General features: G+C 69.0%; 29 protein-coding genes and 1 pseudogene. 15 read left to right on the forward strand and 15 right to left on the reverse strand.

Annotated elements, in window-relative coordinates:
* From E1300_RS10440 to E1300_RS10455, 4 genes and pseudogenes are all read right to left on the reverse strand, one after another.
* Window positions 1-416, reverse strand: a pseudogene (locus tag E1300_RS10440) (hypothetical protein); the annotation flags it as partial.
* Window positions 413-1,453: a WxL protein peptidoglycan domain-containing protein gene (locus E1300_RS10445; protein WP_242619061.1), complete on the reverse strand. Its 1,041-nt coding sequence runs from the start codon at window positions 1,451-1,453 to the stop codon at window positions 413-415. The pseudogene E1300_RS10440 and the gene E1300_RS10445, both read right to left, overlap by 4 nt.
* 97 nt (window positions 1,454-1,550) lie before the next feature.
* On the reverse strand, window positions 1,551-2,546 hold the full coding sequence (locus tag E1300_RS10450) for a WxL domain-containing protein (protein ID WP_131756693.1): 996 nt from the start codon (window positions 2,544-2,546) through the stop codon (window positions 1,551-1,553).
* Between the two features lie 109 nt (window positions 2,547-2,655).
* Entirely contained in the window at window positions 2,656-3,495 is an 840-nt protein-coding gene (locus tag E1300_RS10455) for a hypothetical protein (protein ID WP_131756694.1), read from the reverse strand.
* 123 nt (window positions 3,496-3,618) lie between these two features.
* Here E1300_RS10455 and E1300_RS51460 point away from each other — a divergent pair, with 123 nt between their 5' ends.
* Genes E1300_RS51460 through E1300_RS10475 form a run of 4 tightly spaced genes read left to right on the forward strand, consistent with a single transcriptional unit; the run spans window position 3,619 to window position 7,095 of the window.
* Window positions 3,619-4,239, forward strand: coding sequence for a hypothetical protein (locus tag E1300_RS51460; RefSeq protein WP_242619062.1), 621 nt, complete (start codon window positions 3,619-3,621; stop codon window positions 4,237-4,239).
* Window positions 4,236-5,240 carry a heme/hemin ABC transporter substrate-binding protein gene (locus E1300_RS10465; protein ID WP_207399627.1) on the forward strand — a complete coding sequence of 335 codons (1,005 nt, stop codon included), beginning with the start codon at window positions 4,236-4,238 and terminating at the stop codon, window positions 5,238-5,240. Before E1300_RS51460 ends, E1300_RS10465 begins: the two co-directional genes overlap by 4 nt.
* The gene (locus tag E1300_RS10470) at window positions 5,237-6,286 is read left to right on the forward strand and encodes a FecCD family ABC transporter permease (RefSeq protein ID WP_131756695.1); all 1,050 of its coding nucleotides are present in this window, start codon (window positions 5,237-5,239) and stop codon (window positions 6,284-6,286) included. The genes E1300_RS10465 and E1300_RS10470 overlap by 4 nt, the downstream gene beginning before the upstream one ends.
* Window positions 6,283-7,095 (forward strand): heme ABC transporter ATP-binding protein, encoded by an 813-nt coding sequence (locus E1300_RS10475; RefSeq protein WP_131756696.1) that lies wholly within the window; start codon window positions 6,283-6,285, stop codon window positions 7,093-7,095. Before E1300_RS10470 ends, E1300_RS10475 begins: the two co-directional genes overlap by 4 nt.
* Window positions 7,096-7,097: 2 nt before the next feature.
* On the opposite strand, the gene sigJ is transcribed toward E1300_RS10475, so the two are convergent.
* Window positions 7,098-7,967: an RNA polymerase sigma factor SigJ gene (gene sigJ, locus E1300_RS10480; protein WP_131756697.1), complete on the reverse strand. Its 870-nt coding sequence runs from the start codon at window positions 7,965-7,967 to the stop codon at window positions 7,098-7,100.
* A complete protein-coding gene (locus E1300_RS10485) occupies window positions 7,964-9,157 on the reverse strand; it encodes an alpha/beta hydrolase family protein (RefSeq protein ID WP_165502780.1) in 1,194 nt (397 codons plus the stop codon). Before E1300_RS10485 ends, sigJ begins: the two co-directional genes overlap by 4 nt.
* Before the next feature lie 176 nt (window positions 9,158-9,333).
* Here E1300_RS10485 and E1300_RS10495 point away from each other — a divergent pair, with 176 nt between their 5' ends.
* From E1300_RS10495 to E1300_RS10510, 4 genes are all read left to right on the forward strand, one after another.
* A complete protein-coding gene (locus tag E1300_RS10495; RefSeq protein ID WP_131756699.1) occupies window positions 9,334-9,771 on the forward strand; it encodes a nuclear transport factor 2 family protein in 438 nt (145 codons plus the stop codon).
* A gap of 198 nt (window positions 9,772-9,969) precedes the next feature.
* Window positions 9,970-10,116, forward strand: a complete 147-nt coding sequence (locus E1300_RS53910) for a hypothetical protein (RefSeq protein ID WP_370784684.1) — start codon at window positions 9,970-9,972, stop codon at window positions 10,114-10,116.
* Window positions 10,117-10,375: 259 nt separating this feature from the next.
* Complete coding sequence (locus E1300_RS10505; protein WP_131756700.1) at window positions 10,376-10,984, forward strand: dihydrofolate reductase family protein; 609 nt, start codon at window positions 10,376-10,378, stop codon at window positions 10,982-10,984.
* Window positions 10,985-10,998: 14 nt separating this feature from the next.
* Window positions 10,999-11,397, forward strand: coding sequence for a hypothetical protein (locus E1300_RS10510; RefSeq protein ID WP_131756701.1), 399 nt, complete (start codon window positions 10,999-11,001; stop codon window positions 11,395-11,397).
* 120 nt (window positions 11,398-11,517) lie between these two features.
* Here E1300_RS10510 and E1300_RS10515 read toward each other — a convergent pair whose 3' ends face one another.
* The gene (locus E1300_RS10515) at window positions 11,518-11,976 is read right to left on the reverse strand and encodes a nuclear transport factor 2 family protein (RefSeq protein ID WP_165502781.1); all 459 of its coding nucleotides are present in this window, start codon (window positions 11,974-11,976) and stop codon (window positions 11,518-11,520) included.
* Window positions 11,977-12,572: 596 nt separating this feature from the next.
* On the opposite strand from E1300_RS10515, the gene E1300_RS10525 reads away from it, so the two are divergent.
* The 3 genes from E1300_RS10525 to E1300_RS10535 all read left to right on the forward strand — a co-directional run bounded on the left by E1300_RS10525 (window position 12,573) and on the right by E1300_RS10535 (window position 15,613).
* The gene (locus E1300_RS10525; RefSeq protein ID WP_131756703.1) at window positions 12,573-13,748 is read left to right on the forward strand and encodes a glycosyltransferase family 4 protein; all 1,176 of its coding nucleotides are present in this window, start codon (window positions 12,573-12,575) and stop codon (window positions 13,746-13,748) included.
* Window positions 13,749-13,759: 11 nt separating this feature from the next.
* Entirely contained in the window at window positions 13,760-14,602 is an 843-nt protein-coding gene (locus E1300_RS10530) for a glucosamine inositolphosphorylceramide transferase family protein (RefSeq protein WP_131756704.1), read from the forward strand.
* 174 nt (window positions 14,603-14,776) lie between these two features.
* Window positions 14,777-15,613 (forward strand): IS5 family transposase, encoded by an 837-nt coding sequence (locus tag E1300_RS10535; protein ID WP_131756705.1) that lies wholly within the window; start codon window positions 14,777-14,779, stop codon window positions 15,611-15,613.
* Window positions 15,614-15,716: 103 nt separating this feature from the next.
* Here the strand turns inward: E1300_RS10535 and E1300_RS10540 are convergent, their stop codons facing one another.
* Window positions 15,717-16,103, reverse strand: a complete 387-nt coding sequence (locus tag E1300_RS10540; protein ID WP_165502782.1) for a DUF3592 domain-containing protein — start codon at window positions 16,101-16,103, stop codon at window positions 15,717-15,719.
* A 630-nt stretch (window positions 16,104-16,733) separates the two neighbouring features.
* Between E1300_RS10540 and E1300_RS49945 the strand changes: the two genes are divergently transcribed.
* The 3 genes from E1300_RS49945 to E1300_RS10550 all read left to right on the forward strand — a co-directional run bounded on the left by E1300_RS49945 (window position 16,734) and on the right by E1300_RS10550 (window position 17,891).
* Window positions 16,734-16,883 carry a hypothetical protein gene (locus E1300_RS49945; protein ID WP_165502778.1) on the forward strand — a complete coding sequence of 50 codons (150 nt, stop codon included), beginning with the start codon at window positions 16,734-16,736 and terminating at the stop codon, window positions 16,881-16,883.
* A 110-nt stretch (window positions 16,884-16,993) separates the two neighbouring features.
* The gene (locus E1300_RS10545; protein ID WP_131756707.1) at window positions 16,994-17,317 is read left to right on the forward strand and encodes a hypothetical protein; all 324 of its coding nucleotides are present in this window, start codon (window positions 16,994-16,996) and stop codon (window positions 17,315-17,317) included.
* Window positions 17,318-17,495: 178 nt separating this feature from the next.
* Window positions 17,496-17,891 carry a hypothetical protein gene (locus E1300_RS10550; protein WP_131756708.1) on the forward strand — a complete coding sequence of 132 codons (396 nt, stop codon included), beginning with the start codon at window positions 17,496-17,498 and terminating at the stop codon, window positions 17,889-17,891.
* A 488-nt stretch (window positions 17,892-18,379) separates the two neighbouring features.
* Here E1300_RS10550 and E1300_RS10560 read toward each other — a convergent pair whose 3' ends face one another.
* From E1300_RS10560 to E1300_RS10585, 6 genes are all read right to left on the reverse strand, one after another.
* On the reverse strand, window positions 18,380-19,561 hold the full coding sequence (locus tag E1300_RS10560; protein WP_131756709.1) for a hypothetical protein: 1,182 nt from the start codon (window positions 19,559-19,561) through the stop codon (window positions 18,380-18,382).
* The gene (locus tag E1300_RS10565; protein ID WP_131756710.1) at window positions 19,561-19,833 is read right to left on the reverse strand and encodes a helix-turn-helix transcriptional regulator; all 273 of its coding nucleotides are present in this window, start codon (window positions 19,831-19,833) and stop codon (window positions 19,561-19,563) included. The genes E1300_RS10560 and E1300_RS10565 overlap by 1 nt, the downstream gene beginning before the upstream one ends.
* Entirely contained in the window at window positions 19,830-20,546 is a 717-nt protein-coding gene (locus E1300_RS10570) for a hypothetical protein (RefSeq protein ID WP_131756711.1), read from the reverse strand. Before E1300_RS10570 ends, E1300_RS10565 begins: the two co-directional genes overlap by 4 nt.
* A gap of 9 nt (window positions 20,547-20,555) precedes the next feature.
* Window positions 20,556-22,283: a hypothetical protein gene (locus E1300_RS10575; protein WP_131756712.1), complete on the reverse strand. Its 1,728-nt coding sequence runs from the start codon at window positions 22,281-22,283 to the stop codon at window positions 20,556-20,558.
* A gap of 92 nt (window positions 22,284-22,375) precedes the next feature.
* Complete coding sequence (locus E1300_RS10580; protein WP_131756713.1) at window positions 22,376-22,987, reverse strand: hypothetical protein; 612 nt, start codon at window positions 22,985-22,987, stop codon at window positions 22,376-22,378.
* Between the two features lie 89 nt (window positions 22,988-23,076).
* Window positions 23,077-23,700 (reverse strand): Crp/Fnr family transcriptional regulator, encoded by a 624-nt coding sequence (locus E1300_RS10585; protein ID WP_131756714.1) that lies wholly within the window; start codon window positions 23,698-23,700, stop codon window positions 23,077-23,079.
* A gap of 446 nt (window positions 23,701-24,146) precedes the next feature.
* Here E1300_RS10585 and cutA point away from each other — a divergent pair, with 446 nt between their 5' ends.
* On the forward strand, window positions 24,147-24,482 hold the full coding sequence (gene cutA, locus E1300_RS10590) for a divalent-cation tolerance protein CutA (protein ID WP_131756715.1): 336 nt from the start codon (window positions 24,147-24,149) through the stop codon (window positions 24,480-24,482).
* Here cutA and E1300_RS10595 read toward each other — a convergent pair.
* Window positions 24,445-25,782, reverse strand: a complete 1,338-nt coding sequence (locus tag E1300_RS10595; RefSeq protein WP_131756716.1) for an NsdA family TPR-like regulatory protein — start codon at window positions 25,780-25,782, stop codon at window positions 24,445-24,447. The two genes, cutA and E1300_RS10595, sit on opposite strands and share 38 nt — an antisense overlap.
* Between the last annotated feature and the right edge of the window lie 36 nt (window positions 25,783-25,818).

Genomic DNA, 25,818 nt, shown 5'->3' on the forward strand with positions numbered 1-25,818 from the left:
AGGGTCGGGACGCCGCGCACCGCCAGCGGGACGGTGCGCGCCCGCCCGCCGGCCACGGGCCGCGCGGAGATCACGCAGGGGCAGCCGATCGGCGGCTTCACGACCGTGACCATCGCCGTCCCGCGTCCCCGCGCGTCCGCGAACGTCGTGGCCGCCGCCGCGACGGCGCAGTCCGCCGAGCCGCGCGCCCCGCCGTTGCCGCACAGCTCGATCAGCACGTTCCCGGACGGCCACGCGTTCAGATCCACGGTGACGGTGTCGCCGACCCTCGCCTCCGTCCGGTCGATCTCCACGGACGGCCCCGGCGCGGCGGCCGAGGCGGGCCCGGCAGCGACCGCGAAGCCGATCGGCAGAACCGCCGGCGCGGCGGCGAGAAGCGCCCGTACCACCGTCTTCCCGAGCCTCCGGGTCCTCATGAGCGTGCCTTGCGACGGCGGCGGACCAGGTAGGCGATGGCGACGGCGGCGAGGACGGCCGCGGCCACCGGCGCCCAGGGTGTCGCCCACCACCCGGTGGTCCGCACCGTCGGCCGGGCCGCGGCCGCATCGTCCTCCGCAGCGGCCGGTGTCAGCCGCAGCGTCGCGGTGAGCGGGCCCGCGGGATAGACGCCGCGGACCCGGTCGGTGAACGTGTAGGCGTTGCCCGGCAGCAGCTCCGGCACCCTCCGCGTGACGGGACGTCCGAGACCCGCGCCGAACGGGCCCGTGACACCGACCCGCGCGGCGGCGGTCAGCCGGACGTTGCCGGTGTTGCGTATCCGGTAGGTGACGTTCACGTCCCCGCGCCCGAGCGGCGGCCGCCCGGGTGCCGCGTCCAGCGCCTCCACCTGGAGGGACGAGGTGAGCGCCCCGTCCACGCGCGCGTACACGCGGGCGGCGATCCGCCGGTCGATGTTGACGCGCTGCCCCTGCGCGCCGGTCGTCTGCTCGGTCACGGCGGCGATGACCCCGCCGGCGTGGTCGCCGGGCGTCGCACCGGACGGCACGGTCAGCGTGAACGGCAGCTCGGCCGAGCGTCCCGGCCGCACGGTCCGGGTCGGCGCGCCCGCGATCGCGATCCAGGTGCCGACGTCGGTGGCGGGCCGTCCGGCGGCGTACAGCGCGAACGAGCCGTCCGCGGTGTTGAACGCGTCCGTGGCGTACACGCGGAACGTCAGGGGGCGGTCGCCGGTGTTGGTGACGACCACCTTGTCGCGGACCCGCTGGCCGGGGGTCAGCGCGTAGACGAAGAAGTCGCGGCGCGACTGCCCGCGGGCCCCGGCCGGCTTGACCGACCACGAGAAACCGCCGGGCACGGGCGCGGCGACGGGCGTGGCGGCGTCGGCGGAGGCCGCGGCCGTGCGCGGGGGGACGACTCCCCACGCGCCGGGGACCGACCGCGCCGGCAGCAGCGCCGGGGACACGGCGAGGGCGGTGGCCGCGACCAGGACCGCCGCGCCGCGCATTCTCATCATGAGGGGGAACTCCGCGTATCGTGCTCTGCGCGGGCGGGGTGGGGATGCTTCGACCATTCCCACCCCGCCCGTCTCACGGGATCGCCTGCCGCCAGGCTCAGGACAAAGTCAGGGTGAGGGTGGCGGTGTAGTCGCCGGGGGCGGTCCCCGCCGGGACGCTGAGGTCCAGGCCCGCGCCCGCCTCGAACGCGCCGCCGCTGGATCCGGCGGCCGACGACGCGAGCGTGCGGGGCGTCCCGAGGGAGCCCGCCGCGCCCGCGGTCACCGCGCCCTGCGAGCCGTCCGCCACCACCCGCGCGGACGGGGACCACGCGAGGCCCGCCGCCGGGATCGTGCCGCCCGCCGCGCGGCTGAAGTCGGTGGCCTCGCCGACGAGGCTCCAGCCCGCCTGGGTGCCGCGCGCGTCGGTGACCCTGGCCGTCCGCAGCGTGCCGGTGGAGTGCTCGCCGGGCGTCACGGTGCCGAGTTCGGCGGTGTCGCCGTCCAGCGCGAGGGTGAGCGCGCCGTTGGTCACCTTGGTGGAGAGGGTCTGCTTCCCGCTCCCCGCGGGCGTGCCGGGGTCGGTTCCGGGGTCCTCGCCGCCCGGGTCGCCCGGGTTCTCCCCGCCGGTGAACGTGACGGGCGTGAAGCTGTCCTGGCTCCGGTCGGGGACGCCGTGCGCGGCCATCGTGATGACGTAGCACTGCGTGGTGAGGCAGTCGACGCGGTTGCCGTCGCCGTCGGTGTACTGGGCCTTGACGCCGGGGAGGGTGACGTCGAAGGTGCCGTCCGCGTTCATGACGTCCTGGCCGGCGCTCGGGGTCGCGCCCTTGTGCACCCACTTGGACGCCTGGAAGGCGTTGGCGTTGGTCGCGTAGTCGGCGTTCTTCGGCCCGAAGACGACGTAGACGCCGAATCCGTTGTTGGCCGTGGCGCTGAACCCGCTGCCGTGGACGGTCAGGTCCTGCCCTCCGGGATCGAGACCGCTCGCGGGGGTGACGGTCGTGCCGGGCCCCGCGGCCAGGGCGGGCGCGGCGCCGAGCCCGGCCGTGACCAGTCCGGCGGCGGCGAGCAGGACCGCGCCGCGCGTGAGTCGTGTGGACGCCTTCTTCATCGGTTCCCTTCCGGAAGAACGTCGGTAAGTTAGGTAAGGCTTACCTAAGTTGGGAACTGTACAGGGAAAACGGCGCAGATCAAGAGGCCGGCGTTCGAGCGACCGGGAGTCACGAGGACCTCCGGCGGGCCGTCCGCCGCCGGACCCCGTACCGGGCAGCGGGTACCGCCAGCAGTGCGGCCCCGGTGACGGCCCAGAACGGCCAGGGCGATCCGGCACGTCCACCGGAGACGGTCTGCTCGAAAGCCGCCGCGGGGGAGGCGTCGGCGGCCCCGCCCGCGCCGGGGCTCGCACTCCCGGCCGGCGAGGCGGTCGCACCGGGCGTAGAGGCCGTGCCGCCGGACGCTGCGCCGCCGGACGCCGCACCGGCCGACGACCCGCCGCCGGACGCCGCGCCACCACCCGATCCCGTGCCGCCCCGGCTCCCGCCGGACGAGCCGCTCGACCCCTGACCGGAACCGGCGCCCTGGAAGCGGATCGGGGTGACGGTGTCCTGGCCGCGGTCCGGGACGCCGTGCGCGGCCATCGTCATCACGTAGCACTGCGTCCTCAGGCAGTCGACCTTCCGGCCGTCGCCGTCGGTGTACTTCGCCTTCACGGACAGGGTCACGGAGAAGCCGCCGGCGCCGCTCATCGGCGCCTGCCCCGCACCCGCGGCGGCCCCGCGATGCACCCAGACCGCCGACAGGTAGGCGTTGGCGTTGGTCGTCCAGTCGGCACCGCGGGGCCCGAACACCACGTAGACGCCGAAGCCGTTGTTGCGCGCGGGATCGAAGCCGGAGCCGCGCACCGACACCGTCTGCCCGGACGGGTTCACGCCGGACGCCGGGGACACCCGCAGTGAGGCGGCGTGCGCGGGCCGCGCGCCGAGGGCGAGCGCGCCGGCGAGCGCCGCCGCGCCGGCGACCGTGACCGCCGCTGATCTGCGCGGGGCTGATGAGTTAGGCAAGGCTTACCTCTTAAAAGTTAGGTAAGCCTAAGCTAATCTAACCGCGATCACCGGTAAAGGCCCTGGTCCCCGGTCGATCGCCCAGGTGGCCGCGAGGCCACGGCCCCGAGGAATGGACGGCCCATGCATGGCACCCGTACCGCCGCGCGACCGATCGCGGCGCTCGTCCTGGCGGCCGCCGGCGGCCCGCTGCTCGCCCCCGCCGCGCACGCGGGAACCGGGACGGCGTCCGGACCGTCCGGGCAGACCCTCACCGTCTCGCAGGCGGACGGCCTCCCCGAGAAGGGGGCGACCGTCCGCGTCAAGGGCGCGAAGTACGACACGGGCAAGGGCATCTACATCGCGCTCTGCAAGGACAACGGGCCCGGGAAGACGCCGTCGCCCTGCGGAGGTGGCGCCGACACGTCGGGGAGGACGGGCGCCTCCCAATGGATCTCGTCCAACCCGCCCCCGTACGGCAAGGGCCTGGCCGTCCCCTACGGACCCGGCGGCACCTTCGACGTGACGCTCACGATCGGCCCCGCGCTCTCCGGCTCGGCGGACTGCTTCACGACCCGCTGCGCCGTGGTCACGCGCGCCGACCACACCCGCACGTCCGACCGTTCGCAGGACGTGCGAGTGCCCGTCACGTTCGAGAAGGACGGCGACGGCCTGCCCATGTGGACGTGGGGCGCCGCGGGAGCGGCCGTGCTCGTCGCCGCCGGCGCGGCCGTCGTCGTGCTGCGCCGCCGGAGGACCTCGTGACCCGCCCGAACTTCGCCGCCGCAGCGGTCGCGCTCACCTGCCTGCTGCCGCTGGGCGCGTGCGCCACCGGGTCCGCGGCCACCTCGCGCTGCGGGCCGGCCACGGTCGCCGCGCCGTCCGGCGATCCGACGCCGATCGACCGCCCCGGCACACCGAGGCTGCCGGTCACGGTCCGCTCCGCCGACGGGACGAGCGTCACCGTCCGCGACGCGCGGCGGATCCTCGCGGTCAACCTCTACGGCTCGCTCGCCGAGATCGTCCACGCCCTCGGCCTCGGCGACCGGCTCGTCGGGCGCGACGTCTCCACCACCTTCCCGTCCGCCCGCGCGCTGCCGCTCGTCACCGCGCAGGGCCACGACCTGTCCGCCGAGGCGGTCCTGCGGCTGGACCCGTCGGTCGTGCTCGCCGACCGGAGCGTCGGCCCGCCCGAGGTGCTCGACCAGCTCCGCCGCGCCGGCATCCCCGTCGTCCTCGTGGACGACCGCGAGACCGTCGACGCGATCGGCCCGCACATCACCGCCGTCGCCGCCGCGCTCGGCGTCCCGGACGCGGGCCGCAGGCTGGCCGCCCGCGTCCGGACCGAGATCGAGGCCGCCGCGTCGCGCGTGCCGTCCGGGAACCGTCCGAAGACCGCGTTCCTCTACGTCCGGGGCAGCGCCGGCGTCTACCTCATCGGCGGCAAGGGCGCGGGCTCCGATGCCATGATCCAGGCGGCCGGCGCGGTGGACGCGGGCTCCGCCATCGGCCTGTCCGGCTTCCGCCCCCTCACCAGCGAGGGCATGATCAACGCGGCGCCCGAGGTCATCCTGGTCATGACCGGCGGCCTGAAGTCCGTCGGCGGCGTGTCCGGCCTGCTCAAGCTGCCCGGCGTCGCGCAGACCCCCGCCGGGCGGGACCGCCGCGTCGTGGACGCCGACGACGGCACGCTGCTGTCCTTCGGCTCCCGCACCGCCGAGACGATCAGCGCGCTCGCCAACGCCGTCCACCGGACCTGCGGATGAGCGCACCCGAGCCCGCCCCGGCGAGATGGCCCCGCGGCACGCTCCTGCCGGCCCTCGGGCTGATCCTGGCGGTGCTGTCCGTCATCGCCGCGGGAGTAGGCCAGGTGGACGTCCCGCCCGACCAGGTCCTCGGCTCGCTGCTGCACCACCTGGGCCTGGACATCGGCCCCCGCCCCACCGTCGCGCAGGGCGACAACGCCCTGTGGATCGTCCGGTTCCCCCGCGTCGCGCTCGCCGTCCTCGTCGGCGCGGCGCTCGGCTGCTCCGGCGCCGTCATGCAGGGCGTGTTCGGCAACCCGCTCGCCGAACCCGCCGTCATCGGCGTCTCCTGGGGCTCCGCCGTCGGCGCCGCCACCGTCATCGTGTTCGGCCTGTCCGCCCTCGGCAACTGGACGATCGTGACCGCCGCGTTCCTCTCCGGCCTGGCCACCACCCTGCTCGTCTACGCCGTGTCCCGCTCCGGCGGCCGCACCGACGTCGTCACGCTGCTGCTGACCGGCATCGCCGTCAACGCCGTCGCGAGCGCCCTCCTCGGCCTGCTCATGTTCGCCGCGGGCGACGACGCGCTGCGCGCCATCACGACCTGGAACCTCGGCAGCCTGTCCGGCGCCACCTGGAACGCCGTCGCCGCCGTCACCCCGTTCGCCGCCGCCGGCCTGGCCGCGGCCCTCGCCTGCGCCCGCCGCCTCGACCTCCTCGCCCTCGGCGAGCGCACCGCCCGCCACCTCGGCGTCGACGTCGAACGCCTCCGCTTCACCTGCGTCGTCGTGATCGCGCTGATGACGTCCGCCGCCGTGGCGTTCGCGGGCGTCATCTCCTTCGTCGGCCTCGTCGTCCCGCACCTCGTCCGCCTCGTCGCGGGCCCCGCCCACCGGACCCTCATCCCGGCCAGCGCCCTCGGCGGCGCGATCGTCCTCGTCGCCGCCGACATGGTCGCCCGCACCGCGATCCCGTACCAGGAGCTCCCGCTCGGCGTCCTCACCGCCCTGCTCGGCGGACCGTTCTTCTTCTGGCTCCTCCGCCGCGCCCGCGGACGGCTCGCATGATCCGCCGCCCCGCCCCACCGCGCCCGCCCGTCCCCGGCACCCCGGCGATCGAGGTGCGCGACCTCGGCGTCACGCGCGGCGCCCGGACCGTCCTCGCCGGGATCGACCTGACCGTCGCCTACGGCGAGGTGCTCGCCCTCGTCGGCCCGAACGGCGCGGGCAAGTCCACACTCCTCTCCGCGGTGAGCGGCGACGTCCCGTCCACCGGACTCATCACCGTGGACGGCGCGCCCCTCACCTCCTGGACCCGCACCGGACTCGCGATGCGCCGCGCGATCCTCCTCCAGCACCAGACCCTCGCGTTCCCCTTCACCGTCGCGCAGGTCGTCGCGATGGGCCGCGCCCCCTGGACCGGCACCCCGCTCGCGGACGACGACGAGGCCGCGACCGCCGAAGCCATGCGCCAGACCGACGTCGCGGCCTTCGCCGACCGCCCCTACCCGCACCTCTCCGGAGGCGAGCAGGCCCGCGTCTCCCTCGCCCGCGTCCTCGCCCAGCGCACCGCCGTCCTCCTCCTGGACGAGCCGACCGCCGCCCTGGACCTCCACCACCAGGAACTCGTCTTCGGCACCGTCCGCCGCCGGGCCGCCGCGGGCGCCGCCGTGGTCGCGGTCGTCCACGACCTGGGCCTGGCCGCCGCCCACGCCGACCGGGTGGCCGTCCTCCACGACGGCCGCCTCGCCGCGTGCGGCCCCCCGTCCGACGTCCTGACCTCGTCCCTGCTGACCCGCGTCTACGACCACGACATCGAAGTGCTCCCCCACCCCCGCACAGGCCACCCCCTGATCCACCCCCACCGCGGCTCGTGACCTCAACGCCCTCCCGGCACGCGGGTGAGCTTGCCGGGATCGAGAACGCCGTAGACGGCATGGATGCGCCCGCCGCGGACGTCGAACGCGACCAGCTGCCGCTGCCCGCCGATCACCGTCCAGACCGCCGGCTCGCCGTTCGCCTGCACCACGCGGGCGTCCTCCAGCGGATAGCGCGACATCAACCCGGCCACGAACGCCACCACGTCGTCACGCCCGACGATCGGACGCAACGCGGCGCGGACCTTCCCCCCGCCGTCGTTGTAGGCGACCGCGTCCTCGGCCAGCAGCTCCGTCAACGCGGCCATGTCACCGTTCCGCGCCGCGGTGAGGAACCGGGTGAGCAGCTCAGCATGATCCGAGGACGCGGGAGCGAACCGCCCCGAAGCCCTGGTCAGATGACCGGCCGCCCGACGGTGCCACTGCCGGCAGGTCGCGACGGGCTCGTCCAGGATCCCGGCGATCCGGTCGTACGGCATGTCGAAGGCCTCGCGCAGCACGAACACCGCGCGCTCGGGCGGCGACAACCGCTCCATCATGTGCAGCGTCGCGTACGACAGCGTGTCGCGCAGCTCGGCGGTCTCCAGCGGCCCGAACGCCTCGCCGTCAACGGGTTCGGGCAGCCAGGGCCCCGTGTGGACCTCCCGGGCCGCACGCGCCGACCGGAGCTGGTCCAGCGCCAGGCGGGTCACGACCGTCACCAGGAACGCGCGCGGCTCGCGAACCCGCCCCCGGTCGGTGCCCATCCACCGGACGAAGGCCTCCTGCACCACGTCCTCGGCGTCCCACATGCTGCCCAGCAGCCGGTATCCGAGCCCCAGCAGCAACCGCCGGTACCGCTCGAAGACCTCCACACCGTCACCGGCGCTCATGTCCGGCCGGCACCCCTTCCACCGAACCGGCGGGCGACCCAAGCGAGGATGTCGCCCATCGCGCCGTCATCGATACCGACGACCCGCCCCGGATAGGTGTCGTGCTCCAACCCGGGATAGGTGCGGTAGTCGACGGCGGATCCGTTGCCACGCAGCGCACGCGCCACCCGGTCGGTCATCCACACGGGAATCACGCTGTCGGCCTGCCCTTGCAGCAGCAGCACAGGACCGGCCACCCGCTCCGTGCCGACGCTGTTGGCCTTGAGGAACCGGACGAAACGCGGCTCGTCCAGCGAACGCACCAGGCCCGGCCCGCTCAGGTCACCGAGCACGGCGCTCACCACGCCCAGGCAGCCGGACCGGACACTCCCCAGCCGTCCGACCGCCTCAGCGGTGAGCAACCGCGCGGGATCGATCCGCGGATCGCTGACGTGCGCACCGGACGCGACCAAGGCCACGAACGCCCCCAACCCCGGCCTGGACGCGGCATACCCGACGGTCTCCCTCAGAAGCGCGGCGGGCGACGTCACCACGGCACCGCGATAACCATCCACAGGACGCCGCACCTGGCGTTCGGCCACAGCCAGCGCCGCACCCCCACCCTGCGAGTGCCCCCACACCACCCACCTGCGCGAAAGCCCGGGCACACCCTGCCGGGCGGCCCGCACAGAGTTGACGACATCATCGGCAGCCGCGACCTTGTCCCCGAGCGCGTGCCGCCCATCCGTCCCCAACCCGGCGTAATCGGGCGCGATGACGGCGTACCCGCGACCGAGGAACCGGGCCATCTGGTCACCGTGGTAGAGATCCCGCATCAGCGACGGCGCGCACTCACGAGCCGCACCACTCGTCCCGTGAGCGTCCACGACGACCGGCCAACCGCCCCGGGGCGGTTGGCCGGACGGCACCAGCACGACGGCCGACGCGGCCACGTCCCGCCCCGTGCCCGTCCGCGAGTGGTACAACAACCGGGTGACACGCGCAGGCACACTGTAACCAGCCGCGGCCTCCCGCCTGATCACCGTCCCGGCCGCCGCCCACGGCAGCGGAACCGGCGGGTCATAGAAAGCGGTACGCGGCATTGCGTTGGCACGCTGCTGCGCCCAAGCCGCCTGGCACCGCTCATCGCACACCACGTCCGCCCGAGCCGAAGCCACCGGCCCGACCCCCACCGCAGCGGCCAGCGCCACCCTCACCAGTGTCCTCACCATGCCGACCAGACGGCCCACCCCCCGCCGATGTGACACTCACCGAAGTGATCCACGCCACACTCGTCCGCCGATGACGTGAGAGGTAATCGCCGCAACGACCGCAGTACTGAAAAGTCGACCCGTAAGACCCACGCACCGACCCCAAAAGGACGGCCATGCCTGAAGCCCCCACATCCCCGAACACCCGCACCGTGGTGGAGGAACTGCTCCACCGAATCGGCGAAGGCGACCCGGAGCAGATCGCAGCGCTGTACGCGGAACGCAGCGACTGGAAACTGGACTGGCCGCAAGCCGAGCACGGCCGCGCCGAGACTCCCTGGATCCAGCACCGCTCAAGCCGCGCCGACGCCGCCGCGCACTTCCGGCAGATAGCCGAGCACCACATCCCCGAAAAGGCGGACACCCAGGTCGAGCGCATCCTGGTGGACGGTGACGACGCGGTAGTCCTAGGAGAGATCAGGCAAACGGCCCGCCCCACTGGACGCCCCTACCGCGCCCGCTTCGCCCTGCACCTCACCGTCGAGAACGGCTTGATCACCCGCCACCATGTCTACGAAGACAGCCTCTCCGTAACCCAGGCCTTCACCCCCTGAACCCCCGCTGTTCGTGGGTGGCGGCATCCCACAGCCGAATCCCCTCATAGGAGGCCGAGGCCAGAAGTCTTGCCGTCCGGCCTGAACGCCACGCAATGAACGCCGTTGTGGCCGGTCAGCAGTGGAAGAAGCGGGGCTCCAATCAAACTCCTCTGCCGCCTCTACGACCCCGACAAGCGCTCCGTCACCTGGGACGGAGTGGACCTGCGCGACATCGACCCCGCTGACCTCCGCGAACGCATCGGCGTCGTCTTCCAGGACTTCATGGAGTACGACCTCACCGCCGCGGAGAACATCATGATCGGCGACCTCACCGCCACCGCCGCGGCCGCACGAGCGTCCTGATCTCCCACCGTCTCGGTGCCGTCCGCGACGCCGACCTCATCGTCGTCTTGGCCGACGGCCGCATCACCGAACGCGGCACCCATCCCGAACTGATGGCACTGAACGGCGCCTACGCCCACCTCTTCACCGTCCAAGCCACCCACTACGAATCACGATGAGTTTCGCAACGTTCCCCGGTCTACCTGGCAGAGAGCGGTTGTCCGAACAGCGGAACCGCAGATGACCGGATCGCTCTGCCGGCCCGGGTGAGGAGGGAAGAATGCGGCCGATCACCGCCACCTTGTTCGTCACCCTCGATGGCGTCGTCCAGGGACTGGGACGCCCGGACGAGGACACGCGTAACGGCTTCGTCCACGGTGGGTGGGGACCGCAGTACAACGACGAGGTCATGGGACGCGAACTGGCCAAGGGGATGAGCAAGCCCGGCGACATGCTCTTCGGCCGTCGAACCTGGGAGGACTTCACCACCGCATGGGGATACCGCACTGACGGCAACCCCTTCACCAGGCACATGAACGCGGCCAAGAAGTACGTGGTGTCCAAGACGCTCCCGAACGCCGACGCCTGGGAGAACTCGATCCTCCTACGCGGCGAGGCGGCCGAAGTGGTGGCCGACCTGAAGGCCCAGCCGGGCAACGACCTCTCGATCAACGGCAGCGCCACCCTGGTCCGGAGCCTGCACGCCGCCGGTTTGATCGACCACTACACACTGCTGATCCACCCGCTGACCCTAGGCCGCGGCCTGCGACTGTTCGACGACACAGCCCCACTGACCAAGTTCGACCTCACCGGCAGCATCACGACTCCCAAGGGCGTGATAATCGCCCACTACACCCGCTCAACACCGACAGAAGGCACAAGTGCCTGATGCGTCACCTGCCGATGTCCCTGGCGCTGGGGGCCCTGCGTCGCGGACGGGCAATAGAGCAACTCCTCGGCGGCTTCGAGGAAGACGGGCGCCGGGGAGTGAGATACGCCCGGATCCAGCCAGCGACCGACGGCGTTTGCTACGTCACGTGTACGGCCGTTGAAGACACGGTGGAACTCGACCGGTACAGCGGCCTTCTCTATCCAAGTGACGACGCCTTCTACCCGGAGGACGAGAACAGGGAGGGCGCTCGGACCATAGGCACCGCCGCGACGCCAGAGGCGGCTATCGCACTGGCCGAACGAGAACTGAACGCCGACGCGCGCTGGTGGGTCAATCACGGCATGCTCGGTTACGAGTACAGAGACTACGTCGAGAGAGGCCGACCGCTCGGCCCGTGGCAACCGTGCTGAGGAGCCGCTGTCACCAGCAAGAGCTCCCGACCTGTTGGCTCGGCTCTCGAATCCCAGGTGAAGCGAGACATAGAACAGGCGGACCCTGTCAAAGGAGATGAGGTCGTGGGTCCCTGGTGCTCAATCTCTCCAGCACCAGACCGGTCTCTTCTCGATGAAGATGACCTGCACCGTCCGGCGCTCGATCCGCCAGAAGCCGCCCTCGCGCCGGTAGGCGTCGCTGTAGCGGACGTGCCAGGCGAAATCGACGGGCTTCCCCGGCTCGTCTTCGCTGAGATGGTGCGCGACGCAGGCGACCTGCCCGGTCGCCGTCGCGTTCTGGCGTCCCGGATCGAACACCTGGCCCACGATCTCGTGTGACGTGCGCGAGAACCTCTCCAGGAACCGCAGCGCCTTGGCGATCTCGTCTCGTCCCGTAAAGGAATGGACGGGCTCGAGCTGCTCCGGAGGGTCCGGCATGACCAGCACCGCGTCATCGGTGAACAGACCCACAAGACCGGTGTACCGGACATGGTCGGCGTAGAGCGCGTACCTGGCGACCAGATCGGCGAGCGCGATCCGGTCATGTGGATCGAGCACTCTCATCATGAGAACCCCAAGCATCCGACGCCACTCACGGCAAGCCTCTCCGAGAACCAAGAAACCTCGCCAAAGCGCGACGCGGAAACCCACGATCCGGCGACATGCCCGGAGCATACAGGGACCCGAGAAACCCCCGGCTCAAAGCACGGGCACCGCGCCCCGGCCGAGCTCGCAGCAGCAACCCGCCGCACTCCTACTGCGGACGGCTGTCGCCGCGCTCGTGGCACCATCTCCTGCAGCACCGGGCGGCGACATAAGCGTGTCTGGTTCACCTCGCTCCGGGACCGTACGAGCAGCTCCCATTCCTCCAACACCCCCGACTCCAAGGACTCGTTCCCCGTGCATTGCGTCGCCGGCGGCAAAGGGGCCGACTTCCACCCGGACCTCGCGCCCGCCGTCGACTCCGGACACGTCGACAAGGTCTTCTTCAGAGGCGCGCACTCGGATCCGCACCCCTGGCTCCTCCGCACAACGATCGATCCTCGTCCGTACTCGTGTATACGGCACATGGATGGGCGTGACCGCCCCTGGCCATTGACACGCCGTGCTCTTGGAGTGGGGGAAGGAACGGATGTGACGACCCGGAGGGCGGCGTGAAGATCACGTTTCTGCTGCACAGCGCTTACGGGATGGGCGGCACCTTCCGGTCCAACATCATTCTCGCCAATCACCTGGCCGAGCGGCATCAGGTGGAGATCGTCACGGTGTTGCGGACACGCGAGTCGCCGTTCTATCCGGTCGACCCCCGAGTCCGACTGCGCACGCTTATCGACGTTCGCGAGAACGCGCGGCCGGGCTGGGCGGTCAGGCTGGACCGCTACCCGAGCCGGCTGGTTCCCCGCGCCGACCCGCGGCGCGGCGATGTTCCGCTGCGCGGTGACCCGCGACTGTGGCGCGCGTTGCGGACGCTCCGGACCGACGTACTGATCAGCACGCGCGTCGGCCTGAACCTGCTCGCCGCCCGCTTCGCGCCCCGCCGCACGGTGGTCGTGGGGCGAGAGCACCGAAACTTCACTTTTCACGATGACGCCATGCTGAAGCAGATCGGCCGCTGGTATCCGCGGCTGGACGCGGTGGTGACCCGCACCGAAAGCGACCGCCGCGACTACGCCCGGATCCTCGGTGCGGCCGCGCCGGTGGTGACACTGCCGGGGGAACTGCCCCCCGGCCGGCGGCTGCGCTCGTCGCTGGACCAGCGGATCATCGCGGCGGCCGGCCGGTTCGTCCAAGTCAAGCGCTACGACCGCCTCATCTCCGCCTTCGCCGCGGTGAGAGCCGCCCACCCGGACTGGATCTTGCGCATCTACGGCTACGGGTCACTAGAGGAAGACCTTCGCGCCCAGACGAACCGGCTCGGGCTCGGCGACAGCGTGCGTTTCCCGGGCCCCGCCCGCGACACCGAGGCCGAGTTCGCCAAGGCCTCGATCCTGGCGGTCAGCTCCGACAACGAGGGCTTCGGCAGGACGATCATCGAAGCGTTCGGCTGCGGCGTGCCGGTCGTCAGCTTCGACTGCCCCCGCGGCCCCCGGGAGATCATCACCCCGGGACGCGACGGGCTGCTCGTCCCGCCGGGCGACGTCGACGCCCTCGGCGCCGCACTGACCGAGCTCATCACCGACGACGGGCTGCGACGGCGGATGGGCCGCAACGCCCTCCAGACCGCCCGGCACTACGACATCACCGTCATAGGTGAACGCTGGGAACACCTCCTGTCCGACCTGGTGGCGGCCAAGACCCGCGCAATGGGCCGAGCCGACCTGTTGCGCTGAGGAAGAAGGCGATGGTGCAGAACTGGTCGATCGGCATCTACGAAGGACCCTCCCCGCTGCGTCTGGGACCGGCCGAAGGTGCCGGCAACCCGGTCCTCACCCGCGCCGACGTCCACGACCTCGACGCGGCCTTCGTCGCCGACCCCTTCACGCTGCGGGTCGGCGACCGGTCGCACATGTTCTTCGAGATCTACGACCGGACCACCGGTACGGGACGGATCGGCCATGCGCACAGTGCCGACCACCGAACCTGGACCTACAACGCCGTGGTCCTCGCCGAGGACTTCCACCTGTCCTACCCATTCGTCTTCACCCACGGCGGCCGGTACTACCTGATTCCCGAGACGAGGCGCACCGGGCAGGTGCGGCTCTACACGACCGACACCTTTCCCACCGGCTGGCGGCTGGCGGCGATACTGCTCCACCGGCCCCTCGCCGACCCCACACCGATCCACTATGACGGCCGGTGGTGGATGTACGCCTGCGGCCCGCACAACCACGACCACCTGCACCTCTTCCACGCCGACACACTCTTGGGGCCCTGGGTCGAACATCCCGCCAGCCCGGTCATCGCCGGCGACCCCGGCAAGGCACGCCCCGCCGGCAGACCCGTCGTGTGGAACGACCGGCTCGTGCGCTACGCCCAAGACTGCCGCGGCGGCTACGGGATGGGCGTGCGGGCCTTCACCGTCACCGCCCTCACACCACAACACCACTGCGAGGCACCAATCCCGGTCGACCCGTTCGGCCAAGCGGCCCGCCACGCCTGGAACCGAGCCGGGATGCACCACATAGACCCGATCCGCCTCGGAGAAACCTGGCTCGCATGCGTAGACGGCTGGAGCACCCCATGACTCACCCGAAAGCCCGAACCCGGTCAAAGCCGTTACCACCAAAACCCCGAACAACGAATCGCTCGAGCCTCTCTCACGGCCCAAAAGGCGGACAGGACCGAGCTCGAAACCGCCGCCCCTCCGCTCTCAGAAGAGCCGCTGGGCATGCCGGTGTGGTCGGCGTAGGCCAAGGACATGAGCCAACCACGGCGCTATCGCAGCGATCTGTCCGATGAGCGCTGGGCGCTGATCGAACCCACCTTGACCGACTGGCGCGCCGCGCGCCGCCAGCATGCCCTGGACATCGGCCGCCCGCCTGAACACGACCTGCGCGTCCTGATGGACGCGATCTTGTACGTGGACCGCACCGGCATCCCCTGGCGCTACCTGCCGCACGACTACCCGCCCTGGGCCAGCGTCTACTCCTACTTCGCCGCCTGGCAAAAGGACGGCGTGTTCACCCAGCTCAACGGCCTGCTACGCCGCCTGGTCCGCCAGCAGGGCCGCGATACCGAGCCCAGCGCGTGCATCATCGACTCCCAGAGTGTCAAGACCGCCACCACCGTGCCCGCCACCACCCAAGGCATCGACGCAGCTAAGAAGATCGTCGGCCGCAAACGCAGCATCATCACCGACACCCTCGGGCTGCTGATGGCGGTGCTGGTCACCGCCGCCAGCGTTCAGGACGCACCGGCCGGCATGCAGCTGCTGACCAGCACCGCAGCAGCTCATCCGACCATCGCCACGGCCTGGACCGATAGCGCCTATCGCGCCCGATTCATCGACCACGCCGCCAGCCTGGGAATCCGCATCCAGACCGTCAGCCGCGACCCCGCCACCCGCGGCTTTGTTCCGCTGCCCCGTCGCTGGGTCGTGGAGCGCACCTTCGGCTGGCTGATGCTGCACCGCCGCCTGGCCCGTGACTACGAGGCCCTGCCCGTCCGCTCCGAAGCTATGATCCACCTCGCCTCGATCGACCTGCTCAGCCGACGCCTCACCGGCCAATCCACCCCCACCTGGCGCGGCACCTAACCCCTCACCTCAACCAGACTCCGCAGGACCAACGCCCTGTTAAGTCCTGTTGGGGTGACGAGTGCGTACCGGCATCTGATCGCAGGTGCGGCGCCGGGCGAGGTCATTTGCCGCGTCGGGCCGCCATCGATTGGCGATGGCTCCAGCCGGTCGCGACTGCAAAGGCCGCAACGATGGCCCAGTAGAGGATCGGCATCCGGTGGCGATCGAAGCGGTTCTGCCTGGCATCGGCCACACCGTCGGCGGGCTTGGCGGGGAGGTACCGGAGCCGGACCTTGTCTCCGACCTTCGGCATCGACGCCCAGTCACCCTGCGAGATCGAGGTCTGGATCCGTGCCCCTGCCGCAGTCGTGAAGACCACGTCCGCGTACGAGGTCTTGCGTTCTAACCATCGTTTGACGACGGTGCCGTCCGCCTCGATGCTCTTGCGTTCCCGTTCGACCGCATCGAGGGTGGACGACACCGCGAAGGCCACCACCAGCCCGGTCAACACCGCGATCACAACCGTGCCTAAGCTCGGAACCCACATACTGCGCTGCCCATAACTCGTACGTGCTCGTTGGACCCACCAGTCCACAGCGACCTCCCGCGTCACCTCTGGGACGCCTCCACCAGCAGTGTGGTTCCGCAAGCCGTCGCGCCGTACCGTCGGTCACTGCCGGGTGCGTCCAGAGCGATTGATCAAGCGCAGAGCAACCAACCATGGTCACGCTGCCACCCCCACTGGCGCGGCACCTAACCCTCCAGCTCAACCAGACTCCGCAGGACTAAACGCCCTGTGAGCGATCGCACTTACACTGAGCCGCTGCTGGGACACCCTCCCGGATGGGCTCCGCCTCGTCCAGCCCGTCCAAACCCGCCCTTGCAAGCTCCCACCTCGGCATCTGGTTCCGATGAACCGCTATGCGAGATAGTGGACGGCATGACGGATTGAAGAGCACAGGCTGAACGCTGGCGCTGGAAGAAGACCTCCGCTCCAGACTGGTACACGGTGGTCGACGGCCTCCCTCACTGTGCGGCCTGCGGCGTCCCACTGCGCGGGTACGTGTACCGGTTCAAGCCAGTCAGCGATCGTTGCATCAGCCTGGCCTGGTGCCCTGCCTGTCGGACCTACTCCGGAATGATGGTCTATGTGCCCCGTGAAGAGGATCTCCGCGATGCTCTGGCCCCCTTGGACGAATCTGCCCAGGAGCGCCTGCTGAACAGCGAGACCAAGCTCATCGATCACATCGACCGATTGATCCGACGCGGCACCTGGCCGCCATCCTGAGGGCTGGGGGCCGCGAATCCCCCGCTTCGGGCACGTCAAACCGACTGAGTCAAACCGGCCCCTGAGCCCCTACATCTGACACTTCCCGCCCACCACATAGCCTCATTCGAATGAATGAGGCAGTCCTTGACGAGGTCACGGTGCTGTGGGCCGAACACCTCGGTGCGCCGTGGCCTGACGAGCTGTACCGGGTGGATGACCGTAACGGCGATGTGGTCGAAATTGATGGCGCGATAGCTGGATGCATCTCGGCCTATCTGCAGGGATGCGGGAGGCTCGATCCGAAGCGGTCCCGCATCCTCCAGGTCTGCGCCCGCGACCTTCAAAAGATCCTTCCCCGCTTGCGTGATGAGGGGGCGCAACACGTTCGCCGTTTGATCCGCATGGCGGAGTTGATAGGTCGGCCGGAAGAGTCTGTCACCTCAAGCTCGTAACTCCCTCTCCGCCAGACGGTGCGCAATGAGACCGGGCGGGCGGGTGACCCGCGGCGGGACTGGACGGAGAAGGCCACACGCCCGGCGCGCCGGGGCGGGTGGCCGCCAGCAAGTACGGTGTCGACATGCCCCGGTGCTGTGCCCTTAGGGCCGGCCAGGTTGCAAGTCGCATCCGTCCGTGCGCATGGTGCAGTCCATTCACGCAGTGCTGTGCAACGTGCTGGAGGTGGCCGTCAGAGAAGAGGCCATCCCGTGCAATGTGGCCAAGCTTAACAAGGTAGGTGCACCGAAGCACAAGGTGAACCGCGGCCTCACAGTCGACCAGGCGCGCGACGTCCTGAAGGCGACCCGCGACGAACGTCTTCATGTACGTCTGGCGCTCCGCCTCGGCCTACGGCGCGGCGAACTGCTCGGCCTCCGCTGGGAGGACGTGACCCTCGTCGGCTGCCGCACCTGTGACGGAGAGGGCGGCGAAGTGGATGGCGCCGAGTGCCAGACCTGCGCCGGTAGCGGGGTCGAGAGTGCCATTGCTTGTCACCCATCTGCATCACGCCCCTGTGCGAGCACAAGGTGAGGCGGGCGGCAGAACGGGCGGATGCCGCCACACCTGCGTTCTCGCTGCTGCTGCACCTGGCATCCCGCCCACGTCGTCCGGAACATCGTCGGGCACAGCGACATTGAGGTGACCATGACGATCTACGCGCACACGTCCCTCGACGACAAGCGCGCGGCGCTGCGGAAACTGGGGGAGGCATCGGCTGAGGACGTTGCCGTCAGGGTTGCCATCAGAAGACCCGGAACCGTGTGTAGTTCCGGGCCTTCTGGCTGGTTTTGAGGTGGGCAGGGGCGGGGTCGAACCGCCGACCTTCCGCTTTTCAGGTCTCAGCGTCCAAGCGCTGTACTGACCTGCGAAAACCCAGGTCGCTCACGAGCGAAAATCCAATAAGCGGATTGCGTTCCCCGCCAACCTATCACGCTGCGTCATTGGGCGACTATCCAGGACTCTCGGTCGGGGCCCAGAGGTTCGCAGTAGCTACCCCACGGCTGCCCGGTCCACCGAGGTCAGACGATGTCGGACGTGCTCGACCCCACACGAGTCCATGGTGACGCTTCATCCGAATCGGGTCTATCCAAGAAGTTCTGGGCGAGCTTGGCCCACTCCTGGAGGAAGGGGAACGCCTTCTCGACCCTGGTGATCGCGTCGGACATCCGCTTGAACGGCTTGCGAACTGCCGTTGAGATGTTTCCCGCCCAGTTCAAGAAGGCGACGAACTCCCCGAGTTCGGGAAGTGGTTCATCGTAGGTCACGGCGAGGGAGGCGATCTGGCGCAGGAGGCTCTCGAACTCGTCCGGCCACTCGGCGCGAGGAGTAGAGCTTACGAAGTCCAGGAGTCCCCGGATTCCTGTGTCCAGACTTCGCACCCGCTCGAGGAAGCGAGACGCGGCCCCGTCCAGGGAGTCTGCCGGCCCGCTGATTGCGGCGGCATAGCGGACGGTCACCGCCCTGCCAGCCTTGACCGAGCCTCCATCCCCCATCCGGGCGAAGTCCGCTCCGAAAGCCTCGTTGACGGAACCGAACGCTTCGAACGCGGCCTCCATCTCTGCAGTGTCCTCGGGGATCGCCTCGAGTTCCTCTTCGATACGGACCATGGCATCGAAGAGCCCGAGACGGTCCTCATCATCGGGACTGTCGGGCGGATCGCCTGGCTTTGCGACGATGACGCCGTTGAGGATCCGAGCCGGGGTGAGGAGGCCGAATCCTTCGCGTAGGCCAGCCTCAAGGGTTCGCTGAAGTTCTTGGCGGGCCTGGACCATGCCGTTCGGGGTGCGCTGGAAGCGGATCGTCCGCACCTTCGAGAGGTAGTAGGGCAGTTCGCCGCCGTCCGACAGTTGGATCGTGGGCTTGCCGGTGCCCTGCCGCAACGCTAGTTCGAAAACCACGTTGGGGTTGAGACCGCTGAGGTCGGCGATGACCAGGTCGGCATCCTTCACCTGCTGGCAGATCTGATCGAAGATCTCTCCGGTTCCGGGCAGATCGTCGGCCCTGAATGGAGTTATACCGAAGGGCTGGCAGGCAGCCTGGGTGATGTTCGCGTAGACGTAGAGACTGCTTTCGTAGATGTCGCGGTCCGGAGTTCCGAGTTCGGCCAGTGCGTCGCCGAGGGGGCCGATGGCAAAGCAGGTCCAAGGCTGGCTGGGTACGTCGTCGGGCTCGCCGGTGCAGGGCGGGGTGGTAACGGTCATCAGTCCGTGATCCTTTCCTCTGTGTATTCGATGCCTCGGGTGATGTCGTCGGTATAGACGGGCATTTCTCCGATGCCCAGGGCTTTGAGGACGCCGGCGGTCGGGACCCGGTAGTGGCGGCCGACGCGGAGCACCGGGCAGGGGAACTTCTCGTCCTGGATAAGCCGGTAGGCGGTGGCCTGGCAGAAGCCGAAGGCCTGGGCGGCGGTCCGCAGGTCGAGGACCAGCGGCAGCCGGAAGAGTTCGGGGAACGTCAGTGGCGAGCTGATCATCGGGCGGCTCCGGCCGGGCGAAGTCGCAGGGTGCCCACTCGCACGCCTTCCGCGGGTCTGCGTGCTCTGTGGACGAAGTCCGACAGACCGATGCGCCTGGCGAGCGCGCCGATCCGCGCGCCTTCGATCGCAGTTGCCGGACCCACGATCCGAAGTGGAGCGGAAAGATGGTCTCCGTCGATGGGTGGTTGGATCTCCAATTCCCACAGGTCGGTTGAAGGAACGTCTAGGTCGTTGATGAGGAGCGGATCGCTGGGGAACTCGATCCGCTTCGACAGCCGTCGGGCAGCGCGCCAGACGGGAGCGGAGGCAGCCTTGAGTAGTCGGTCACCGAGGTCGGGCAGCTCCTCATCGATCACGGACAGCGCTTCGAGGAATGCTGCAGTGAATTCGGCTTCGAAGTCCTCGTGGGTGACGCCGAGTAGGGCGTGGACCAGAGTCAAGGTCCTGCGCAGCCATGGGTCGGCGAGCCAAAGCGCGAACAGGCGCGTGCGGTCGTTCGCGTACTCGTTCCTGGCATCCCGGACTGCGGCCTGCCAGACGGCGGCGCGCAAGGCGATGTCACCGTCGTGCGCGCGGGTCGCGTTCCGCGCTTCGTGCGCGGTAAGCAGAAGAGGTCCCGAATCGGTGATGACCTGGAGACCGGGATGGTGGTCCGGGGCAACGTGCTCTTCGAGCTTGCGTGATAGGACGTGGTGGGACGAAGTGGACATGGGTTCTCCTCAGCTTCTGCGGTGGAGGTCACGGAGGAATCGGCGGATCTGGGGGTTTCCATCGGCGCTTACTGCCTTCAGAAGATCACCGAAGCTCTCGGTGTCGGCCGGGTGCCGGGAGGCGAGACGTTGCCAGATCGTCAAGGCGTCCAGAAGCCTTCCGCTGGGTCCATGGAGGCGGATCGTGCGCTGGATGAGCACGACCGTGGACGCCCATTCGCTTCGGGGTCGAACGCAGTCGTGGAACCAGCGGAGATCGACTTTCAGAAGGTCGGAGAACAGCCTGGTGGCGTAGACGGCCTCCGCTTCGCCATGCGAAGTCCACGCGACCAGCTCGCTCAGGAACATGCGTCGGTCTCCGCTGCGAAAGTGTGCGAGGAGGGCCTCGCGAGCGGCGCCGTCCGTTAGCGGGTGGTAGTCGGTCTCGAGGCGGCGGGCCAGTCGACGGATGATTGTCAGTGCAGGTCTAAACGGCGCGGTCGCCGAACCTGAGCCACAGGTCAGGGCCGCGAGGTGGTGGAGATGTTCGCTGTCGCCGCAGGTCCAGCCAGCGATGATTTTGGCTGCCTCGTCCGAATGAGAGCTTCCGTTCATGAGCGCGCGAAGTGCCGCCGCCGCGACCTGTATGGCCAAGGGCTCCTTCCGCAGCGCACAGCCCTGGACCTCGCTGAGACGAAGTGGACGCGAACGCATGGGGACCGAGAGTGCCAGCGCCCAACCGGCCTGCTCGACCAGCGTTGATTCAGGAACGCCGGCCAGCCATCGCGGGAGGAGCATCGCCGGGCGACTGCACCAGGCGTACCGCAGAAGCGCGTCCGCCCAGCCGGCACGCGAGAAGACGATCCGCGATCGACGGTGATGCGCTGGCTCCACCCGGATTCCTTCGAGTTGCGCCGCTACAGTCAGTGCGCGTGCCCCGTCGAAACACCTGTCACCGGACACTTCGTACAGCGAGGCCAAACGCTCGGCCTCTTCGAGGACGATCCGAAGGGGGCGCCCGCGGAATGTGGCCGCCGAAAGCAGGACGTCCATGACGTCCAGGTCTTTCACATGCCGGAGGAACTCGCTGATCTCCAGGTCTGCCTGGTGATCGAGGTGCGCGCGGACGTTGTGCGCTTCCTTCCTCGTCAGGCCTGTCGGACTCTCGTGGAGTATGAGCGCCTCGGCGACGTCCACGGCGTCCTGCGGAGAAGACCATGGAGGCAGGAAATGGGCGAGGAATCCGTCCGGGAGGCTACTCGGGAGGGCTCGAGGATCGTTGGCCCCAGTCTCGATCCTCATACTGAAGACCTGCCTCGAGTCCGGCGACAGGCACTGGACCAGATAATCGGCAGCCGCTGTCGTCGCTCGATCTGTGAGCCGTACTCCGGAAGGAACAACGATCACCAGGGTGGCTTGAGCCTCTCGCAGTCGAGCGGCCAGGCTCGAGAGCGACGCCGGAAACTCCAGGAGTCGAGCGGTCGTTTCCCGCAGGAGATAGCTGCCGTCATGGTCAGGGAACCAGCCCTGAACGTCGAACCTGTCGGGGAGCTGGATCGGTGTGCTGCCCGGCGTGCAGGTCTCTGCCAGCAGATGTTCGGCCATGGTCTGAATGCCGTGGGCGCCCGTGAGGACGACAAGGCCGCGCCTAGCCTTCCTGCGGGCCTCGCGCATGCGCCCCGGCATGACGAGAACGGCTTCGGGACTTCGTTCATCGCGGTGGTCGGCCGCGGAACCGTGGCCGTGTACGACGGCCATGGATGGACCTTGCGGACATTCGTGCATATCGAACCTCGGGCGGATACGGCTGGGCGAGCCAGCAGTGAATGGGAACTTGCAGGCCTGGGCCGTCAGATTCCGGCACGGCCGCAATGCTCGGTATTCGCCAGCGATGGAACCGGCACGTGGAGATAGCCCGTGTGCTCGAAGGTCTTCACACGGACGTGGCAGGGGGTGAACTGGGCTGAGTGGAGCCTCGTTCGACCGCCGGCGACATAGTGTGTGAAGACCTCAGCCGATAGCAGGAGCGCGAGGAACGTAACATCCGGATGGCTTCGGGCCAGCGCCTCACGAAGAGCGGCACTCTCCACCAGACGACTGACGTTGATCTTAGGTGCGGAGGTGGCGTGGACGTCGTCCACCAGCCCCGCGTCGATGGCCACCCTGATCCGGATTTGGGCGCGCTGGGCTCGCAGATCCGGATCCAGGTCGTGGAGGATCCGCTGGAGCTGGGCCGGGAAAGTGTCGATGAGCCGGGGGAGCGCTTCGTGGGACATGACCACGAGGGCGCCATCACCACTTTCCTCCCTTGCCGCCGATGCCCAGAGGCTGGTGAGGCCGGAAAGCGCGAACGCAGTTTCGACCGCCTGGTGCAGGGTCCGCTGAAGGGTGGGGAGCTGGGCCGCGGGGTGGCCGCTAAATCGCTCGGTGTCATAGGTGACGAAGGCACAGTAGGACTCCATTGCTACCTCCTGTGAGGTCGGAAGCGAACGGTTCCACTGTGGGATGGGTGAGGAAGGCGCGGTACCGGAAATCCGGTACCGCGCCAATTTCACTGCACGAGCTTGCGGAGCGACGCCGCGTCCCTGATCGTTACAAGTCCGTGCGCGGTCGTGATCAACCCGCTCTCGCGCAGTTCACGCAGTGCGGCGGAGATGACACTGAGGTCCCGGCCGATCGACTGGCTGAGTTCGAGCTGGGTGAGATCGAGGGTTGACCGACCACTGGGCCCGGCAAACGACAGCCGCAGCAGCGCATGGATGAGCTGTGCTCGGGCGGGGAGAGTCGCCTGTTCGATCCGCCACTGCTCCGCCTCGATGAACCGGGACGTTGTCTGCTGGTACACCTCGGCCTCTAGCCGGTTCTTGGTCAGGAGCTCGCGGAACCGGGCGGCGCTGAGCACCGTGGCCGTGCATGGGGACATCGTGATGACGGTGGCCGTGCGCAGTGCTCCGGTTATGACGCCCAGTGCGCCGAGGGTTTCGACAGGCCTTCTCACTGCTGCTAGAAGAACTGCCCCCTCAGGGCGGATGATCTTTACCTTGACCTGGCCGTAGCGCAGGAGTACGACGTGAGTGGGTTCGTCACCCTGTCGAAGAATAGTTCTTTTGCTGGCGAACTTCCGTTCTGTCCCCGCTTGGGTGATCAGAGTTGCCAGCCGCATCGATGTCTGCATGCAATCATCTTCTCTGGACTGAGTAGTCACAACAATCGCTCATTAACCAAGGAAGTGGAACTGCAGTGTTATGTGATTGTCCATTGGTTAAATTTGCAATTTCAAGTTGCGCTCGATATGCCACTTAGCCGCGTGGCGGCTTGCTCGAGTCTCATTAGCCAAAGGTGTAGGTGTGCTTGCCGCGGGCTCTTGAAGGTCGGGTCCTGATGGATGGCAGGGGCACGCCTTGGTGGCTGCTGGCGGCAGTAGTGGTGTCTTGAGTGAGGCCGGGCTTTGGTGCTCGCCTCGGACGAGCGACTGGTCATCTTGTTGCGTCGTGCGGTTTGACCGCGTGCCTGTGAACTGCAGGGCAGCGGCGAGATGGTTCGAGGCGTGGCTGTGGCGGACAGGCGGCCGGATGTGCAGTAGGCGGTGTGATGGTAGGGGTGGATGGTTAGGGTCCGGGTATGGCGCAGAACCTTGAAGTGCATGTGACGACGGGCAGTCGCGAGGAAGCGGAGAAGGTCGTGCAGGCGGCGGTCGAGGGGCGGCTGGCGGCGTGTGCGCAGATCAGTGGGCCGGTGACGTCGGCGTACTGGTGGAAGGGGAAGCTAGAGAGGGATGAGGAGTACTCGGTCGTGATGAAGACGACCGAGGAGCGGCTCGACGCGTTGGTGGCCAGCGTGAAGGCTGCGCACTCCTACGAGACTCCGGAGATCGTGGCGGTGGCGATCGTTGGGGGGCTCGGGGACTACCTGACGTGGATCAAAGAAGAGACGGCGGCGCCGTCTTCGGACGGGTAGCCGCGTACTCGGTACGGAACTGGCCGGCTGCTGGGACGCGGGAGTCGGCGAGCTCGCCCACGACCTGGTCGAGGCGGTCCCAGCCGAGCGGGGCCGCCATGGCCGTAGTCGCTTCGAGAGATGAGCGGGCGTAGCGGACGGCCTCGGTGACGTCTCCGAGGCGGTAGTGCGCCAAGGCCATGTCGGCCTGGACGACGCACAGCTTCTTGATCTCTGTGGACGGGCCGACGGAAGCGGCGACCTGACGGCTTGCTCCCATGGCGCGGTCTTCTTGCGCGATGCGCGAGTAGACCGAGAGCGTCATAGAGGCGAAGCGGGTCGGGTCGACAAAGCAGGTCCAGGGGCGGGCGTTGATGTCGGCGGTGGCGTAGACGTCTTCGGCTTCGCGGATGGCTTCGAGGGCCGTTTGGTGATCGCCGAGGAGGGCCGATTCCTCGGCTTTGCGGCCGAGGAGCCAGGCACGGGTGGCGGGGTCGGCGTCGCCCAGGCGTTGGAGGGCGTTGGTGGCGAGTGTGACGGCTGCGCTGTGGTTTCCGCCGGTCATGTAGGTCTGGTAGCCGCTCATGCAGGCGGCGGTTGCGACGTCGTCGGTCTGTTTGGCGGCAACTCCGGCGAGGCGGGCTTGTCGTTCGGCGTGCTGACGGTCGCCGAGTTCCCACGCGAACCAGGCTGCGAGTACTGCTGATTCGCCGGCGGTGACGGCGAGACGGTGGCGCAGGTCGTCGGACCGGGTGGTCTCGAGGAGTGAGCCGATCTCGCTGATGTGGGTCAGGAGAGCGGGGTAGAGCTTGCGTGCTGGCCAGTGTTCCTCGAGGCGGTGAAGACCTCTGGTGCGGCCTTCGAGGTGCTCGACGGTCTCGTCATCGGGACGCTTCTGGCCGGTGAGCGCTCTCAGTAGGCGCTCGGCTGGTTCGAGTGCGGAGGTGCCTGCCGCGGTGACTGCGGCGAGCTGAAGCAGGGTTCTGCGGTCCACGCGCTGGTTGAGCCTTCCTACTGTCCAGGCGAGTACGAGTGGGTCAACATGATCTTCAGACATGGAGACGGTCGTGGGGGTGAACAGGTCGGCGTGGCGAGCGAAGAGGCGTCGGTACAGCTCGGCGTAGACGGGGCCGACCGGTTCGCCGCGCTGGTGGGCGCGGATCCGGCGGGCCATCGAGTCGAGGCCCGGAAGTTGGGCGCGTTCTTTGGGTGAGGCGAGATCTCGCATCTCTTTTGCGAGGTGGTTCTGAGACCAAATCTTCCGTTCCGAGATCAACCGGATCTTGTCGGCCAGTTCCATTTGACCTTCATCCTCGCGCATCGGTTTGACTCTGCCCGAACGCCTCACCTGGGCGAC

This window comes from Actinomadura fibrosa, from assembly GCF_900659615.1.
GTDB classification, from domain to species: domain Bacteria; phylum Actinomycetota; class Actinomycetes; order Streptosporangiales; family Streptosporangiaceae; genus Spirillospora; species Spirillospora fibrosa.